The organism is Pseudomonas eutrophicaquae (assembly GCF_023544715.1).
Lineage (GTDB): Bacteria > Pseudomonadota > Gammaproteobacteria > Pseudomonadales > Pseudomonadaceae > Geopseudomonas.
In genome coordinates, this window is record NZ_JAMJEZ010000015.1 from 1 (window position 1) to 16,019 (window position 16,019).

The 16,019-nt window shown below is 65.2% G+C and carries 13 protein-coding genes and 1 CRISPR repeat array; all 13 genes read right to left on the bottom strand.

Annotated elements, in window-relative coordinates:
- Nucleotides 1–91 precede the first annotated feature (91 nt).
- Nucleotides 92–1,584: direct repeats of the CRISPR family, unit length 29 nt; unit sequence CGGTTCATCCCCGCAGGCGCGGGGAACAC.
- 64 nt (nucleotides 1,585–1,648) lie between these two features.
- The gene (gene cas2e / locus MXC11_RS08255; RefSeq protein WP_250007844.1) at nucleotides 1,649–1,948 is read right to left on the bottom strand and encodes a type I-E CRISPR-associated endoribonuclease Cas2e; all 300 of its coding nucleotides are present in this window, start codon (nucleotides 1,946–1,948) and stop codon (nucleotides 1,649–1,651) included.
- The gene (gene cas1e / locus MXC11_RS08260) at nucleotides 1,949–2,863 is read right to left on the bottom strand and encodes a type I-E CRISPR-associated endonuclease Cas1e (protein WP_250007862.1); all 915 of its coding nucleotides are present in this window, start codon (nucleotides 2,861–2,863) and stop codon (nucleotides 1,949–1,951) included.
- Complete coding sequence (cas6e, locus tag MXC11_RS08265) at nucleotides 2,863–3,480, bottom strand: type I-E CRISPR-associated protein Cas6/Cse3/CasE (RefSeq protein WP_250007873.1); 618 nt, start codon at nucleotides 3,478–3,480, stop codon at nucleotides 2,863–2,865. The genes cas1e and cas6e overlap by 1 nt, the downstream gene beginning before the upstream one ends.
- Entirely contained in the window at nucleotides 3,455–4,102 is a 648-nt protein-coding gene (gene cas5e, locus MXC11_RS08270) for a type I-E CRISPR-associated protein Cas5/CasD (protein WP_250007875.1), read from the bottom strand. The genes cas6e and cas5e overlap by 26 nt, the downstream gene beginning before the upstream one ends.
- 2 nt (nucleotides 4,103–4,104) lie before the next feature.
- Nucleotides 4,105–5,271: a type I-E CRISPR-associated protein Cas7/Cse4/CasC gene (gene cas7e, locus MXC11_RS08275; RefSeq protein ID WP_250007882.1), complete on the bottom strand. Its 1,167-nt coding sequence runs from the start codon at nucleotides 5,269–5,271 to the stop codon at nucleotides 4,105–4,107.
- 28 nt (nucleotides 5,272–5,299) lie between these two features.
- Nucleotides 5,300–5,845, bottom strand: a complete 546-nt coding sequence (gene casB, locus MXC11_RS08280; protein WP_250007888.1) for a type I-E CRISPR-associated protein Cse2/CasB — start codon at nucleotides 5,843–5,845, stop codon at nucleotides 5,300–5,302.
- Nucleotides 5,832–7,403 carry a type I-E CRISPR-associated protein Cse1/CasA gene (gene casA, locus MXC11_RS08285; RefSeq protein WP_349665506.1) on the bottom strand — a complete coding sequence of 524 codons (1,572 nt, stop codon included), beginning with the start codon at nucleotides 7,401–7,403 and terminating at the stop codon, nucleotides 5,832–5,834. The genes casB and casA overlap by 14 nt, the downstream gene beginning before the upstream one ends.
- The gene (cas3, locus tag MXC11_RS08290) at nucleotides 7,400–10,150 is read right to left on the bottom strand and encodes a CRISPR-associated helicase Cas3' (protein ID WP_462938113.1); all 2,751 of its coding nucleotides are present in this window, start codon (nucleotides 10,148–10,150) and stop codon (nucleotides 7,400–7,402) included. Before cas3 ends, casA begins: the two co-directional genes overlap by 4 nt.
- 104 nt (nucleotides 10,151–10,254) lie before the next feature.
- Nucleotides 10,255–10,638, bottom strand: a complete 384-nt coding sequence (gcvH, locus tag MXC11_RS08295; protein ID WP_250007919.1) for a glycine cleavage system protein GcvH — start codon at nucleotides 10,636–10,638, stop codon at nucleotides 10,255–10,257.
- A 70-nt stretch (nucleotides 10,639–10,708) separates the two neighbouring features.
- Nucleotides 10,709–11,794 carry a glycine cleavage system aminomethyltransferase GcvT gene (gene gcvT / locus MXC11_RS08300; protein WP_250007925.1) on the bottom strand — a complete coding sequence of 362 codons (1,086 nt, stop codon included), beginning with the start codon at nucleotides 11,792–11,794 and terminating at the stop codon, nucleotides 10,709–10,711.
- Nucleotides 11,795–11,893: 99 nt separating this feature from the next.
- On the bottom strand, nucleotides 11,894–13,510 hold the full coding sequence (locus tag MXC11_RS08305; protein ID WP_250007931.1) for an ABC transporter permease: 1,617 nt from the start codon (nucleotides 13,508–13,510) through the stop codon (nucleotides 11,894–11,896).
- A gap of 134 nt (nucleotides 13,511–13,644) precedes the next feature.
- On the bottom strand, nucleotides 13,645–14,646 hold the full coding sequence (locus MXC11_RS08310) for an extracellular solute-binding protein (protein ID WP_250007939.1): 1,002 nt from the start codon (nucleotides 14,644–14,646) through the stop codon (nucleotides 13,645–13,647).
- Nucleotides 14,647–14,770: 124 nt separating this feature from the next.
- On the bottom strand, nucleotides 14,771–16,000 hold the full coding sequence (locus tag MXC11_RS08315; protein WP_250008293.1) for a 2-octaprenyl-3-methyl-6-methoxy-1,4-benzoquinol hydroxylase: 1,230 nt from the start codon (nucleotides 15,998–16,000) through the stop codon (nucleotides 14,771–14,773).
- Nucleotides 16,001–16,019: the final 19 nt, after the last annotated feature.

A 16,019-nucleotide genomic window follows, 5' to 3' on the forward strand; every position in this document is an offset into this window, starting at 1 on the left:
TCCACCAAAAAACAGGTGGACACCATGCCGCGATCTGGATGGCGTGAGGAGATGGGTTCGGCGGACGGTTACGCTAACCCTCACACAATCTCGGTTCATCCCCGCAGGCGCGGGGAACACCGGACGGCTACGAACTGCCGACGCTCGCGGAGCGGTTCATCCCCGCAGGCGCGGGGAACACGCCAGCGCGCCAGTCCCATGAGCCTTGACTGCCGGTTCATCCCCGCAGGCGCGGGGAACACCGTCCAGACATATCGCCTCGCACGTCGTAACGCGGTTCATCCCCGCAGGCGCGGGGAACACGAAAGAACCAGCTGACAGAGCAGATGAGGCTACGGTTCATCCCCGCAGGCGCGGGGAACACGGACTGGTCGCCGAACTCGCCGAGATCCTCGACGGTTCATCCCCGCAGGCGCGGGGAACACGACTGAGCGTCGGCATCGCCCAGCACTGTACCCGGTTCATCCCCGCAGACGCGGGGAACACGAAAGAACCAGCTGACAGAGCAGATGAGGCTACGGTTCATCCCCGCAGGCGCGGGGAACACGCCATCACGCAGAACTCGTTCCTGACCGGTGCCGGTTCATCCCCGCAGGCGCGGGGAACACTCGACCCCAACGGTTACACAGGAAGTGTTAGTCGGTTCATCCCCGCAGGCGCGGGGAACACGCATCGTTATTTCGGTTGCTCTTGCTGGGGGCCGGTTCATCCCCGCAGGCGCGGGGAACACAACTCGTCGATGCGCAGCTTGATCACAACGTCCGGTTCATCCCCGCAGGCGCGGGGAACACCCAGTTTGGCGAAGTGCGCCCATGACTACCCCCGGTTCATCCCCGCAGGCGCGGGGAACACCCGCCTGGAGCAGTTGCTTAGTACCGGCCGCGCGGTTCATCCCCGCAGGCGCGGGGAACACCTCTGGCAAAGGTTGACGATCTGTGGGAGCAGCGGTTCATCCCCGCAGGCGCGGGGAACACCAGGCCCGCTTAGCCGCATACCCTGGGATTGACGGTTCATCCCCGCAGGCGCGGGGAACACTTGAAAGTAGACAAGAACAGCGACTTCTACGGCGGTTCATCCCCGCAGGCGCGGGGAACACGGGTGATCGAGGTGCCGCAGCACATCAAGGAGCGGTTCATCCCCGCAGGCGCGGGGAACACGACACCGGCGCCGCCGCCACCGCCCTCGAGGCCGGTTCATCCCCGCAGGCGCGGGGAACACCTCCCGTCCGCTTTCATCGACATAAGGAACGCCGGTTCATCCCCGCAGGCGCGGGGAACACTTCCACAGGCGCGGGGCGGTGCCGTCCTGGGGCGGTTCATCCCCGCAGGCGCGGGGAACACTGGTACTTCGCTCCGTTTAGCCGCCGGTCTGACGGTTCATCCCCGCAGGCGCGGGGAACACCTCCGCCTTCTGAGTAATGAGCCTCCGCTGGTCGGTTCATCCCCGCAGGCGCGGGGAACACAGACCGGCCCACATGCCGAACATGTCTCGGGCCGGTTCATCCCCGCAGGCGCGGGGAACACGCGCCCCTGGCTGACGATCATCCGCGAGATAGCGGTTCATCCCCGCAGGCGCGGGGAACACACTTAGCGTAACCATATGACTCATAAAGAAAAATATGGCTCCGAAAAATCCACCAACTTTTTTGTTAAAGATCAGCCTTGCTGTCGGGCTGGAATGCGACAAGCCGTAACCCATCAAAATCGACAGGAATACGGCGATTCGGTCCCAAAGTCTGGAACTCAAAGCCGGACTCGTGATTACTTGCCCAAGCCATCACTACATTACCGTCTTCGCTCCCTTCACAAAGCTGGTGCCAGATCATTTCCCGCGTACGACGCGACACGTCGCCGATATACACACCAGCGCGAACTTCCAGCAGCCAGATGGCCAGACGACCACGCAAGCGCGGTGGAATACTCTCCGTTACCACGACGGTGAAGGTCATTCACTGGCTCCTGTGGCCAGCATCACCCAAGCTGTCAGGGTTGGGGATAGCAGGCGGGACCGACTCCACAGGCGCAGGGGGTGGCTGGATGCCCCCGGCGGACAGCACGTCCTCGATCGCGGGAATGATGCGCCGTAACAGCTTGCTGGATCGAAACATGTCGCGGCAGGCCAGCCGGACTTCACGATCTGGCTGGCGCGGATTTTTCGCAGCAATACGGAAGGCTACAGGCACTACTGTTTCGAATTTGAACAAGTCAGCTATGTCATACACGAACGACAAGGGCTTTCCGGTATGAATGAAGCCAACCGCCGGGGCATAGCCGGCGGCCAGGACAGCCGCTTCCGTCAATCCGTATAAACAGCTGGTCGCTGCTGACAGACAACGGTTGGGTACATCGGCGCTGTCCCAATCGGTGTAGTCATAGTTGCGCGAGCGCCAGTTGACACCGTACTCGCGGGCCAGCTGCTTGTAGATCTCACGCACCCGCGCGCCCTCGATACCCCGCAACTGCTCGACGCTACGGCGCTCCGGCGCTTTCTCTCGAAAGCGCAGCTCATACATCTTGCGCACCACCTTCAGGCGCAAGTCGTCATCCAGCGCCAGCTTGGCCTGGTACAGCAACCGATCTGCCCGTGCCCCGCCGGGCTGGCCGCTGGCGTACAGGCGCACCCCGGCCTCGCCAACCCAGACCAGCAGGGTTCCAACAGTCGCGGCCAGCCTGACGGCGGCATGAGAGACACGGGTACCGGGCTGGAGCATGATGCAGGCCACCGAACCCACCGGGATATGCTTGCGCACCCCGTTCTGGTCAATGACCACAAACGCACCGTCCAGCACGTCAATCTGACCGTAGTCGATGAACACCATCGAAATACGATCCTTCATCGGCAACGGCTTGAGCGGCGGCAGCATCAAGCGCTCCCAAGACTCAACAAGCCACACCCGAACGCCTTGGCTGGACCGATACCGCCCAGCAACGCACCCGCCAGTGCATCGCAATCGCGTACCTGCAGATGCCCTTCGAAGCAGACACGCTGCAATACGATGCCAAGGCTATGCTTGCGCTGGCAGTTCAGCCGCTCGCTGGCCGTGACTAGCGCACCCAGCACGGCAAAGCCATGGCGCTCGCCCTGACGTGCCAGCCAGTCGAGCTGTGCTGACTCATCGACCAGTCCATAACGCTTGCGCTCACGGGTCACCGTGGGATTGGCCAGCAGACGAAAGCGAAAGCGCCGATCGGGCTGCAGCATGGCGGTCTGATCCATCGCACGGCATTCAGCTGCGCACTGCAGATAACCGGGCAGCGCTTGCAATACCTCCCAGTTTCCCGCCATGGCTGACTGCACCAGCAGTTGCGGCGTGGCCCAGGCATTGCTGCCGGCTTCCAGTCGCCACAGAAAGCGCGCCGGGCTGTCGTCCGCCCCGCTGACGAACGCGCGGGTCAGCGTGCGATGCATGTCGTAGGGGTCGGCCAGATCGCGCCGCGCCAGGGCGCTGCGCGGGTCAAGCGTCAGTCGGGTGAGGTGCATGGATCACTTCCTGTTTGACGAAGCGCGGGCCGAAACGCCGCTCGATGAAGGGGGCGACCGGCTGGTCGAGACGCACGCTGCCTTCGGCGGCATCTTCCAGCAGCAGACGCTGGCTTGCCGCCGGCTTGTCCAGCAGCGACGGCCAGCCCAGCAGGGCACTGCGCAGATCGGCCTCCTGCAGCGCATCAACCAGCGCCACCGGCTGGCCGGGCACGAAGGCCTTGCGTCCCAGCGCCAGCGGCCAGTGCGGCGTCAGCAGCGCCTGCTGGATCTGCGCCAGCAGGCGGCGCTCGCCTTCCAGCCCGACCAGAAACACCGCATCGGATAGGTAGTAACGCGGGCTGACCACGGTGCGGTTGTGATCCGGCTTGCCGCTGGCGATCAGCACGCCGGTGGCAGTCTGGTAGTCGCGCATCAGCACGCCTTCACGGTCGATGCGCACGCCCATGCGCAGGGCGGCCAGATCGTCCACCGGCTCGCTGCGATCACGCCCCAGCGCGGCACACACCAGGCCGAGCACCCCGGACTTGGAGGGCTCCAGCTGGGTGTCGCGCTCGTCGAAGCGGCTGGTGGTGCCCCATGACTGCATCGGCCCCTGCAGGCGTAACAGCAAGGTGGCCATGCTCAGCCCTCCAGTTCAGCGGCGACCTGCTCGCTGACCCAGCTGGCCAGCGCATCGAGGTTTGCCAGCGCCTCGCCCTTGCCCTGCGGCCAGGCGGTGCTCAGATCCAGCACCGCCCAGCGATCGCGCGCATCGGCATACACGTTGGCCAGCTTGCCTTCGTGCTCGGCCATCGCCTGCACCGACTGCTCGGTCAGCGACTTGTCCGCCTGCGGACGTACCGGCGACTCGAAGGCATTGGCCAGGTTGATCGGGCTGGCATGGCGCAGGCACACGCCGACGAAGGCCGGCAGGTTGTGCGCAGCGAAGGTGTTCTGCTTGCCGGTGGGGATGGCGCGCACCATCGCCTGGGTGAAGGCCTTGAGCGCCGCCAGCGTCAGCTCGCGGTCGCCCTGCAGATTGCTGCGCAGCTTGCCGGCATCGACCACGGCATAGCGGTAGAAGGTGGCGGAGTTGAATTCCGTGTAATTGATCATGGCCGCACCGCTCTCATCCGGGCGCAGAGCCTCATCCACGGCCGTGAAGTAGTCGAATTCGCGCTCGACCTTATGAGTGCTGATGGCATGCGCGACCTGGCAGGCAGCGTACTGGTTGGCCGATCGCAGATCAGCCAGCATTCGACCAAACAGCGCAATATCGACTGCCCGGCTGCGTGCCAGGCAGGCCAGAGTGTCCTTCTTCAAAGCGTCTGGAATGTCGGTGGGCTTGATCTTCTTCTTGCCAGCGAGAGCCAGCAGACTCTCTGCATGCTCGGCAATCACGGCTCGGAAACTTTCAACCTCTGTAGCAGACACAAATAACAGATAAGAAAGCGCCTTCTCACCGGAGTCTTCCTTATCAGCTGCCTTGTCTTGCTCATCCGACTTCTTCTTGCTCTTGGCTGACAACTTCACCACTTCATTGAAAAGCGAACAGTCCTGCAGCCCAATGGCTTTCAGCTCCGTTTCCAGCAGGCGATCCAGATAACGGGTACGCACACCGATAACCTCATTCCCCAGCAGATCGCTGCTCTTGAACCAGTCCCGCACATTTTTTTTCTGGCACTGGCTGCTGACCCGCGCCCGGCGATAGCCACCGAACAGCGCATCCTTGGGCGCGCCGGTGTCATCGCGGTTGAGGTTGGACGGGGCGAAGTTCTGGATCAGGTGAAATTCGACGAACAGACTCATGACATCCCTCTCAGGGTTGGCGGGCCGCTCAGGCGGCCGGGCTCGGGTTCTGGGCAAGTGGGTTCAGGGCAAGGTAGAAGGCACGCGCCCACTGCTGGCGGATGCGGTCGCGCCAGTCCGGGTCGGCATAGGGGTTGAGCAGCACGCGCAGGTCATCCAGCAGCGCGGCGTAGTCGATGGTCTTCTCGTCAGCGGCCAGCAGGCTGATGATCTGGCGCAGGTAATCCATCAGGTTTTCGGCATCGGCGGCCAGCAGGGCGACGAAGCGTTTCTCGATGCTGGCGCTGCCGCGCTCACGCATCAGCTGGCCGAGTGCGGTGGCCAGCGTGGTGCTGCCCTGCTTCGGATGGCGGGCATACAGCGCCGCCACCGCATACAGCGCGCGGCGCTGGCTGGAGCTGGCGCTGCAGTCGGCCGGCACGAAGCGTTCGACCCAGGGATAGGCCGGCGGCCAGCAACCCGGCTCGAACGCCAGACTGCGGCGCAGGGTGGCGCGCGCGGCGCTGTCACGCTCGAAGGCCTCGCGCAGGTGGTTGATGAAGGCCTGGGAATAGCCGGTTTCAGTGCTGCTCATCGACAGCCTCCTCCTTGCTGTGGTCGGGTTGCGCGACTTGCTTGAGTTTGTTGCAGATGCCCTGGAATTTCGGCCACTGCTGCGCCTCGGCGCGCAGCGCGCGTGCGGTGCGGCCCAGCACGCCCTGCAACTGATCCCACCAGGCGCGTGCCGCTGCCAGCTGCACACCGGCCCAGTGCCGCACCAGCGCATCGCCGTCGCCACTGGCTTCCAGCGCCAGCAGTTGCGGCAGGCCACGTTCAGCGATGGCAAAGAAGGCGGGGGTGGCTCCGCTGGCGTCCAGCAGGGCGCGGGCGCGGGAACGGGTGTCCTTGTGCTCCGGGTCGGGCATGCTGGTGGCCAAGGCAGCCACACCGTAGCCACACAACTTGGTGTGCAACGTTTCAAGCTCTTCCAAGCAGTCACGGATATGGCTGGCAATCTCGGCAGAGATCAACGCCTGCTTTGGCAACCGCAACGATTCACTCCGCCACCTCAACAGCGCCGCAACACGTTTGGGATTACACGTCACTCCAGCTACCAACAGAGACTGCCACCCCACTTCATCCCCGCGAGCGCGGTGCAGGCTGCTAGCCCACCCCAGCACCGTGGCGGGATGGCCCATTTTGCGGTCGGGATCGGGCAATAAAGCTGGTAGATCTCGCCAGAACGCACGCCCACCCTCAAACCGCAACCGTACTGGATCAGGGCTACCTGCTCGCCAGCTAGCCATGGGGTCAGGTGCCATGACGTCCTCGGTCAATCCCAAGCCTTCGCAAAAGTGCAGCCACTGAATGGAGTCACCATCCTGAGGTCGTAGCAACACAGCTCGGGTAGGACGGGTGTAGCGGTCATTAGGCCCAGAAGCCAATGTCGCTGCAGCCAGAAGGTCAGCACGAGTGGTAATTGGCCTTTCCCAGCTTGGGAGATCATCCACTCGGCCCGCTGGGTGCAAGGCAAGACACAATGTTTGCTGCAGGGTATGTCCCAATGGCAGCACCGCTGCCGTATTAGCCAGTGGCCCAGCCTTATCCGCATCACGCAGACACTTAACAAGCCCAGGCGGAACAAACTGCAGGTACCCGAGTAGCGTCCGCACAGCGAAGGCAGGAGAGATAGACACAGGGAGTGTGTCCACCGAGTGATCAAGTACTGCTGCGTTATTGCCACTGGCACTGGCCAGCGACACCTGCGTCCAGGGCTTGAGCTTGTCGCGCGTTTCCTCCAGCTGCGCCAGCGCCGCCACCTGCATGAACGGCTGCTCGGGATGGAACAGCCAGAAATGCTCGCGCCATTGCTGCAAGTAGCGGGCAATCGCCTCCTGCGGCAGCCCCTCACGGAACCAGGCCGCACGCTCACGATCTTTCCAGCGCCCAAGCTGGCAGCTCAGCGCGCGGTGGGTGATCGCCAGCAGCAGCCGGTATTGCGCCACCAGACTCGGCGGCGCGGTTTCCGCCAGCGAGTGAATCTCGCTGGCGCGCTGGAAAGCCTCCAGCAGCCCGACCTCGCACACCCGGCCATCCAGCAGGCGCACGGGCAGCCAGGGTTCATCCAGCAGGTTGAATCGAGGACTCATCATTCCTCCTCGCGGTCGATGGAAGTTTCAGGCGTGCTGTACAGCAGCCCGAGTTCAGGATCGAGCTGCACCAGCAGCCGGCCGATCTGGCAGCGGCCGTCCTGCAGCAGCAACGGATAGGCATGGCACAGCAGCGGACTCTCGCTGAAAGCCGGGGGCAGCGCTTGCTGGCGGCAATGGGCCACCAGCGCCTTGCGGCTGCATTTGAGCTGACGGGCATACAGCGTGCGCGCCAGCGCCGGCGGCAAGGCCTGCTGGGGATCAAAGACCTCGCCATCCGACTGCAGACTCCAGCCAGCGGCCAGCTGGTGAAGCGGAATCAGGGTGATGCTGTCCTCACCCAGCCGAGTCTGGTTCACCAACCCCTGCCCTTCGCCTTCCTCATTGCCACGCGGCTTGTCAGCATAGGCACTCTGCGGTTCGTCCTCGGCATCCAGCACGATGTTGCTGGCGCGCCGGCTCTGATCGGTCTGCTTGCCGAGGTGCCGGCCCATTGCCTCGACATCAATGAAGTCACGGATGTCCTGCGCCAGCTCGGGCGGCAGCGGCGAGTCGTCGTAGACCCGCTGCACCAGCCGGTCGATATCGCCGGGCAGCTTCAGCTCGCTTTCCTGTGACAGAAAGGCCCAGCTGCGTGCCAGTACCCAGAGGTCGTAGACAAATTCCCAGGCGGTTTCCTTCATCTCGGGCAAGCGCTCCGGCGACAGACCAGCCACCCACAGACGGGGCTGCGCATGGTCCGCCGGGCGCACACGCTGATGCCGGTGCAGCCGGCCGGCACGCTGCAGGATCAGATCGACCGGAGCCAGGTCGCTGATCAGGAAGTCGAAGTCGATATCCAGCGATTGCTCGGCCACTTGAGTGGCAATCAGCAGCACACGCCCCGTGCGCGGCGGCTGGTCTTCGTACTTGCCGAAGGTCGCCAGCACCTGCCTCTCACGAGCACTGCGCTCATCGGCGGGGAAACGGGCATGGAACAGCAGCAGTTCGATGCCATCCCCCTGCTGCTGCAACAACCGGTACAGCTGCTGCGCGCGCTGTACGGTATTGACGATCACCGCGCCATGCCCTTCCACCTCCAGCAGACACAGCGCCAGTGCCGCCAGCTCCGATAGCGACTCGCCCACGGGGTGAAGCTGAATCGGCGCCTGCTGGCGTGATTCGAAAGTTTCACCCTGCACGCCGCGCACATCCGCCAGCAGCAGACGCGGATATGCCAGCGGCGGCACTTCGTCCTGTACGCCCCAGGCCTGCAACAGCGCACGCTGGCGAGCCGCCGGCAGGGTGGCACTCATCAGCACTACCGAAGCACCGAGTGGGCGCAGCCAGCGCAGCAGGTTTTCGATCAGCTGGGAGGTATAGGTATCGTAGGCATGCACCTCGTCCAGAACCACCACCCGGTTGGCCAGGCCCCACAGGCGCACGAAGTGATGCTTGACGTTGAGCACCGCCAGCAGGCTCTGATCCACGGTGCCGACACCGTAGGGTGACAGGAGCGGTCGGCGTCGGCGCGAGAACCAGCTGGAGGCGGTGACCGCTGCCCTGTGCCGCTCGCTGTCATCATGAATACCCTGCAGACGATGCTGGTCACGCAGTGCCTCGACCCGCTCGTCCAGCATCGCCCCGCCATGCACCAGCTGGATATCCAGCTGGCGCTCATCGGCGAAGGCACGCAGGAACGTCAGCGCGCGCTCGTACAGGGCATTGCCGGTGGCCTGGGTTGGCAGCGCCACATACAAGCCGCGATGCCCATTTGCGCGCTGCAGGCGCAAATGGGCCAGAAAAGCCAGTTCCGTCTTGCCCTCGCCCATCGGCGCTTCCACCAGCAACAGCGCGGGCCCTTGATTACCCGCCAGCAGGCGCTCGGCAGCCTCTTGCAGTGGACGTGGTGTCAGCGGCTCGCACCGACCCAGTATCTGGCCCAGCAGCACCTCAGTCGGTGCATCACCCTGTAACAGGTTGTCGAATGCTGGCCAGCCAATAGCCTGCAGCGCCTGAGTAGCCAGATGTCGAGCCGCGGCGAAGTGGCTATCCAGCTCATCTGCACGCTCACCTAAGGGGAACCACTCGGGGTTTGAGCCAATCCAGTCGGAAATGCTGGTCAGGCCAGCCAGCCACTCGACAGCCGGTAACGATGGCACCACCGCAGAGGGCTGTACCGGCTGCAAGCATGTCCAATAGGCATCCAGCAGCAGTTGACGCGCCGTAGCCCAACCGGCCGCCTCAAAGGCCGGCATTTCCCAGTCTCGCTCAGAACGGATGTTGTAGCCGTGATGCGCACTAATCGCTTGCAGAGCGCCATAGCGCCAGTCGGGGTCAGGCAGGCGTTCACGCAGCAGGCGATCAAGGAGGGCGCCACTGGCCATGGCATGGTCAGCAACCCGCAGAGACTGTGGATGAAACGCCAGCCCCGCCTGCTCGACCCGTTGACGCCCCTGCTCCCACTTACACTGAAAACCGGGAATCGCCTTGCCAAAATCATGCAGACCAACCAATGCAGCCACTGTGCGAGGAAAGTCGGTCACGGGCAGGCCGAACGCGGCGGCCATACGCTGAATCGTGGCGGGAGATTCATGCTCCAGCAAGGTCAGCGCGACGGCTGCAACATCCAGCATGTGAGCCAAGAGTCCATGTCCCTGAGGCTCGCCACTCTTGGCCCAGATGCTGCGGGCAGGATCAGAAAGATCACTGAAACAGTGTGATGACATCCTTTTCTCCTGATGTGAGGTGCGAAACACGCACCCGCACATTGTCACACTCCCGCGACAAGCCATGTCGCAGTTCGCAAGAGATACATCACATTACGCGACGAATCTCTGAGCACGGATGAGCCAAAGCCCCCCTGCTTACCGCCTTACCCCACGCAGCTGGCCTGATAGCCGGCAGCATCCAGCAGGGTCTGCAGCGCGCCGAGATCATCCGGCTGCAGGCGGTAGATCCACTGGCCATAAGGGTCTTCGTTGATCCGCTCGGGGGCATCGGCCAGCGCCTCGTTGACGGCGGTGATGGTGCCGGCAAGCGGGGCGTAGATGTCCGAGGCAGTCTTCACCGACTCGACCACCCCCACCTGCTCACCGGCACTCAGGCGCCGGCCAGGCTCAGGCAGTTCGACAAAGACCACATCGCCCAGCGAGGTCTGGGCGTGATCGGTGATACCGACGCTCAGGCTGCCGTCGGCTTCAAGACGGGCCCAGGAGTGGCTGTCGGTGTAGTGCAGGTCGGCCGGGGTATGGCTCATGGGAGCATCCTTCTGCGAAGCGGCGCCGGGCGCCGGCGTAGGGAAAGGCCCGCAGCGGCGGGCCGCAGGGTCAGATCAGCGCCTTGCCGTGGCGCACGAAGCACGGCCGGACCACGCGCACCGGGTACCATTTGCCGCGCACTTCCACTTCGGCACGCTCGCCGGTGGCGACCGGTACGCGGGCCAGGGCAATCGATTTGCCCAGGGTGGGCGAGAAGTTGCCGCTGGTGATTTCGCCCTCGCCCACTCCGGCGATGCGTACCCCCTGATGCGGACGCAACACAGCGCGCTCCTCCAGCACCAGACCGACCAGCTTGCGCTCGGCGCCGCCGGCATCGCGCTGCGCCTCAAGCGCCGGGCGGCCGATGAAGTCACGGGCGGCCGGCTCCCAGGCCACGCACCAGGCCAGGTTAGCCTCCAGAGGGGTGGTGTGGCGGTCCATATCCTGGCCGTACTGGTTGAAGCCCGCCTCAAGGCGCAGGGTGTCGCGTGCGCCCAAGCCCACCGGGGCAATGCCGGCGCCGACCAGATCGTTGAAGAACTCCAGCGCCTCTTCAGCCGGCAGGAGAATCTCCAGACCGTCCTCGCCGGTATAGCCGGTGCGGGCGATGAACCAGTCACCCTCGGCCAGGCCGTGGAACGGCGGCAGGTCGCGCAGCAGCGCGGCGCGGGCAGGGCTGAGCAGGTCGCTGCAGCGCTCCAGAGCATGGGGGCCCTGAATGGCCAGCAGGGCCAGATCGTCACGCTCGCGCAGCGACACGTCCAGCGAGCCGCACTGTGCCTCGATCCAGGCCAGGTCCTGGTCGCGGGTCGCGGCATTGACCACCAGACGGTAGCCCTGTTCGAGGCGGTAGACGATTAGGTCGTCGAGGATGCCGCCCTGCGCGTCGAGCATCAGGCTGTACAGCGCCTGACCGGTGCGCTGCAGGCGGCTGATATCGCCGGCCAGCAGGCGGCTCAGCAGGGCTTGCGCATCCGCACCGGCCAGATCCAGTACGGTCATGTGGGAGATGTCGAAAACCCCGCAATCCTGACGCACCTGGTGGTGCTCATCGACCTGTGAGCCGTAGTGCAGCGGCATGTCCCAGCCGCCGAAATCGACCATCTTGGCACCCAGTGCCAGGTGCAGGTCATGCAGGGGGGTGTGCTGTCCCATGGGGGTATTCCTTGCGGGCGTCAAATGGCGCGCATTGTAGCCGCAATCCGCGTCAGTCACATGGCAGGCGCGCCGATCGGCGCGCTCTCTGGGCGGTGTTCAACCATAACGGCGCGCCGAACGGCGGATCAGGCCGATCACCGGCAACAGCCCGACCAGCACCAGACTCAGCGCCGGCAGCGAAGCACGCGCCCACTCCCCTTCACTGGTCATCTCGAAGACCCGCACGGCGAGGGTGTCCCAGCCGAACGGGCGCATCAGCAGGGTGGCCGGCATTTCCTTGAGCACATCGACAAACACCAGCAGCGCCGCACTCAGGGTGCCGGGCAGCAGCAGCGGCAGGTAGAGGCGACCAAACAGCGGCAATCCGCTCACCCCCAGGCTGCGCGAAGCCTCTGGCAGCGACGGGCGAATCCGCGCCAGGCTGTTTTCCAGCGGCCCGTAAGCCACCGCCATGAAGCGGATCAGGTAGGCCAGCAACAGGGCCGCCAGACCGCCCAGCAGCAGCGGCTTGCCCGCCCCGCCCAGCGCGGTGGAGAGCGGGATCACCAGCTCGCGGTCGAGGTAGCTGAAAGCCAGCATGATCGACACCGCCAGCATCGAGCCGGGCAGCGCGTAACCAAGATTGGCCAGCCCGACCAGCCCGTGCATGCGCCGGGTCGGCGCCATGCGACGGGCAAAGGCCAGCAGCAGGGCCAGCGCCACGGTAATCAGCGCCGCCAGGGCGCCGAGGTAGAGGGTGTGCAGGATCAGCGCCACATAGCGCTCATCGATATCCAGGCGCCCGCGCTGCCAGAACCACACCAACAGCTGCAGCACCGGCACCACAAAGGCACAGAGAAATACCAGCCCGCACCAGGCGCTGGCGGCCAGCGCCTTGACGCCGCGCAAACGATACAGCGGCGCCGCCCGGGCGCGCTCGTTGCCGGTGCGCGCTGCCCCGCGCGAACGGCGCTCGGCATAGAGCACCAGCATCACCAGCAGCAGCAGCAGGCTGGCCAGCTGGGTGGCGCTGGACAGGCTATAGAAGCCGTACCAGGTCTTGTAGATGGCGGTGGTGAAGGTGTCGTAATTGAACACCGACACCGCACCGAAATCCGCGAGGGTTTCCATGATCGCCAGCGCCAGCCCCGCGCCGATCGCCGGACGCGCCATCGGCAGCGCCACCCGCCAGAAGGCCTGCCAGGGCGACTGGCCAAGCACCCGCGCCGCCTCCATCAGACCGCGCCCCTGGGCGAGAAAGGCGTTGCGCGCCAGGAGGTAAACGTAGGGGTAGAAGACCAGCACCAGCACCAGAATCACCCCGCCGGTGGAGCGCACCCGGGGCAGGCGCAGGGCGCTGCCGAACAGCTCGCGCAAGAGGCTCTGCACCGGCCCAGCAAAGTCCAGCAGCCCGACAAACACGAAGGCCAGCACATAGGCCGGAATGGCGAACGGCAGCATCAGCGCCCAGTCCAGCCACTTGCGGCCGGGGAACTCGCACAGCGCGGTCAGCCAGGCGAGGCTGACGCCAAGCAGCACCACACCGCTGCTGACCCCAAGCACCAGCGTCAGGGTATTGCCGAGCAGGCGCGGCAACTGGGTCTCCCAGAGGTGCGACCAGATCTGGCGATCCACCTCGCCCCAGCTCAGCAACAGGACACTCAGCGGCAACAGCACCAGAGCGGCGATCGCCGCCGCAATCGGATACCAGCGGCGTTGAATGGAATGGGCCACGCGGACTCCTCGGCAGACGGGGGTGCCGCCAACAGCCGGCACCCGGGACGGTACGCCGCAGCACAGCACGGCGCGCCAACAAAAACGCCCCGGCACGGGCCGGGGCGTCGAGTATAACCGTTGTCAGACGCGAATCAGTTCCAGCCAGCGCGATCCATCAGGCGGATCGCCTCGGCCTGGCGCTTGCCCGCCACTTCCACCGGCAGGGTATCAGCCTTGAAGGTACCCCACGCCAGCACCTCGGCAGACGGCTTGACCTGCGCATTGGCCGGGAACTCCTGATTGACGCCGGCGAACACAGCCTGCGCCGGGGCAGTGGTCATCCACTCCAGGAGCTTCTGCGCGGCCTCGGCATTCGGCGCATGCTGGGTCACCCCGGCACCGGCCAGATTGACGTGCACGCCGCGGTCAGCCTGGTTCGCCCAGAACAGCTTGGCCTTGAGATCCGGCTGCTGCTTCTGCAGGCGGCCGTAGTAGTAGCTGTTGACGATGCCCACATCACACTGGCCGGCATCGATCGCCTGAATCAGCGCGGTGTCATCGGCGAACGGATCGGTCGCCAGATTGGCTACCCAGCCCTTGACCACCTGCTCGGCCTTCTCGGCGCCGTGGGTCTCGATCAGGGTGGCGGTCAGCGACTGGTTGTAGACCTTCTTGCTGGAGCGCAGGCACAGGCGACCTTCCCAGTTCTTGTCAGCCAGCGCCTCGTAGCTGGACAGCTCCTCCGGCTTGACCCGCTCGGTGGAGTAGACGATGGTCCGCGCGCGCAGCGACAGGCCGGTCCAGGCACCGGTACTGGAGCGGTACTGGCTGGGGATGTTGGCTTCGATGACCTTGGAGGTCAGCGGCTTGAGCACGCCCTCCTGCTCGGCCTGCCAGAGGTTGCCGGCATCCACGGTGATCAACAGATCCGCCGGGGTGTTGGCGCCTTCGGCCTTGAGGCGGGCCAGCAGCGGCGCTTCCTTGTCGGTGATGAACTTGACCTTGACCCCGGTTTCGCGGGTGTACTGATCAAAGACCGGCTTGATCAGCTCATCGATCCGCGAGGAATACACCACCACTTCATCGGCGGCTTGAACGGTACCGGCCAGGGTCGTCAGGGCCAGGGCGGCCAGGAGCGTGTGGTTTGCCTGCATGGAGTGCGCCTCTAAGGATGGGAAACTGAGGCAGATGATAAGCAGTCCTATTTGCAGGTTCAACGGCTGACACACTGCAGACGAAAATAATTTTCAACTAAGCGACCAATGGTCGATGCCGCCGCTACGCCGGTAGCGCACGGGCCAGCGCCGGCAGATCCCCGCCCAGCCCCAGCGCCTGACGCGCGAACAGCCCCTTGGCCAGGTAATGACGATCCACCAGACGCAGACCGGCATTGCGCAGCCAGCGCAGGCGCAGGTCATTGGACTGGAACAGGCGCTCGAAGCCCTCCATCGCCGCCATCATCGCCAGGTTATGGGGCATGCGCCGCCGCTCATAGCGGCCCAGCACCCGGGTGCTGGCCAGCGTCTCGCCCCGCGCCTCGGCCTGCTGCAGCACCTCGGCCAGCACCGCGGCATCCAGCAGCCCCAGATTGACGCCCTGCCCGGCCAGCGGGTGAATGCTGTGGGCGGCATCGCCGATCAGCACCAGCCCTGGCTCGACATAACGCCGGGCATGGCACTGGCGCAGCGGCACGCAGTGGCGCGGATCGACCTGCAGCACCCGGCCGAGGCGCGCCTCGAAAGCGCGCTCGAGTGCCGCGGCAAAGTCAGTATCCTCCAGTGCCATCAGCGCCTCGGCCTCGGCCGGCGGGCAGGACCAGACGATCGAACACCAGTGGGCATCGCCAGCGCGGGTCAGCGGCAGGAAGGCCAGCGGGCCGCTGTCAGTGAAGCGCTGCCAGGCGGTCGCCTGATGCGGCTGACTGCAGCGCACGCTGGTGACGATGGCATGGTGCAGATAATCCCATTCACGGGTCGCACAGCCGGCCAACTGGCGCACCCGCGAACGGGCGCCGTCCGCCGCCACCAGCAGTGGGGTGCGCAGCTGGCGGCCATCGGCGAGGGTCAGCAGCCAGCCCCCGGCCGAACGGCGCAGCTGCTCAAGACGCGCCTCACCCAGACGCTCGATCGGTGCCGCGCGCAGACGCTCCAGCAGCGCCTCCTGCACCACGCGGTTCTCGACGATGTGCCCGAGGTGCTCGGCATGCACGCTGGCGGCGTGAAAGTCGATCTGCCCGGTGCCCGAGCCATCCCACACGCACATCGCATCGTAGGCAGTGGCGCGGCGGGCGATGATCCCCGGCCAGACCGCCAGCCGCTCGAGAATCCGCTGGCTGGCCACCGACAGCGCACTGACCCGCGGCTCGAAGGCGGCATCCGCCGCCAGCGCCGGGCCAGGCTCCAGCGAGGCGCCGTCGAGCAACAGCACCCGCAGGCCACTCTCCTGCAGGGCCAGCGCCAGGGTGCTGCCGACCATGCCGGCGCCGACGATGATCAGATCCGCGTGCATCATGCCTCCTCGTGCTCTC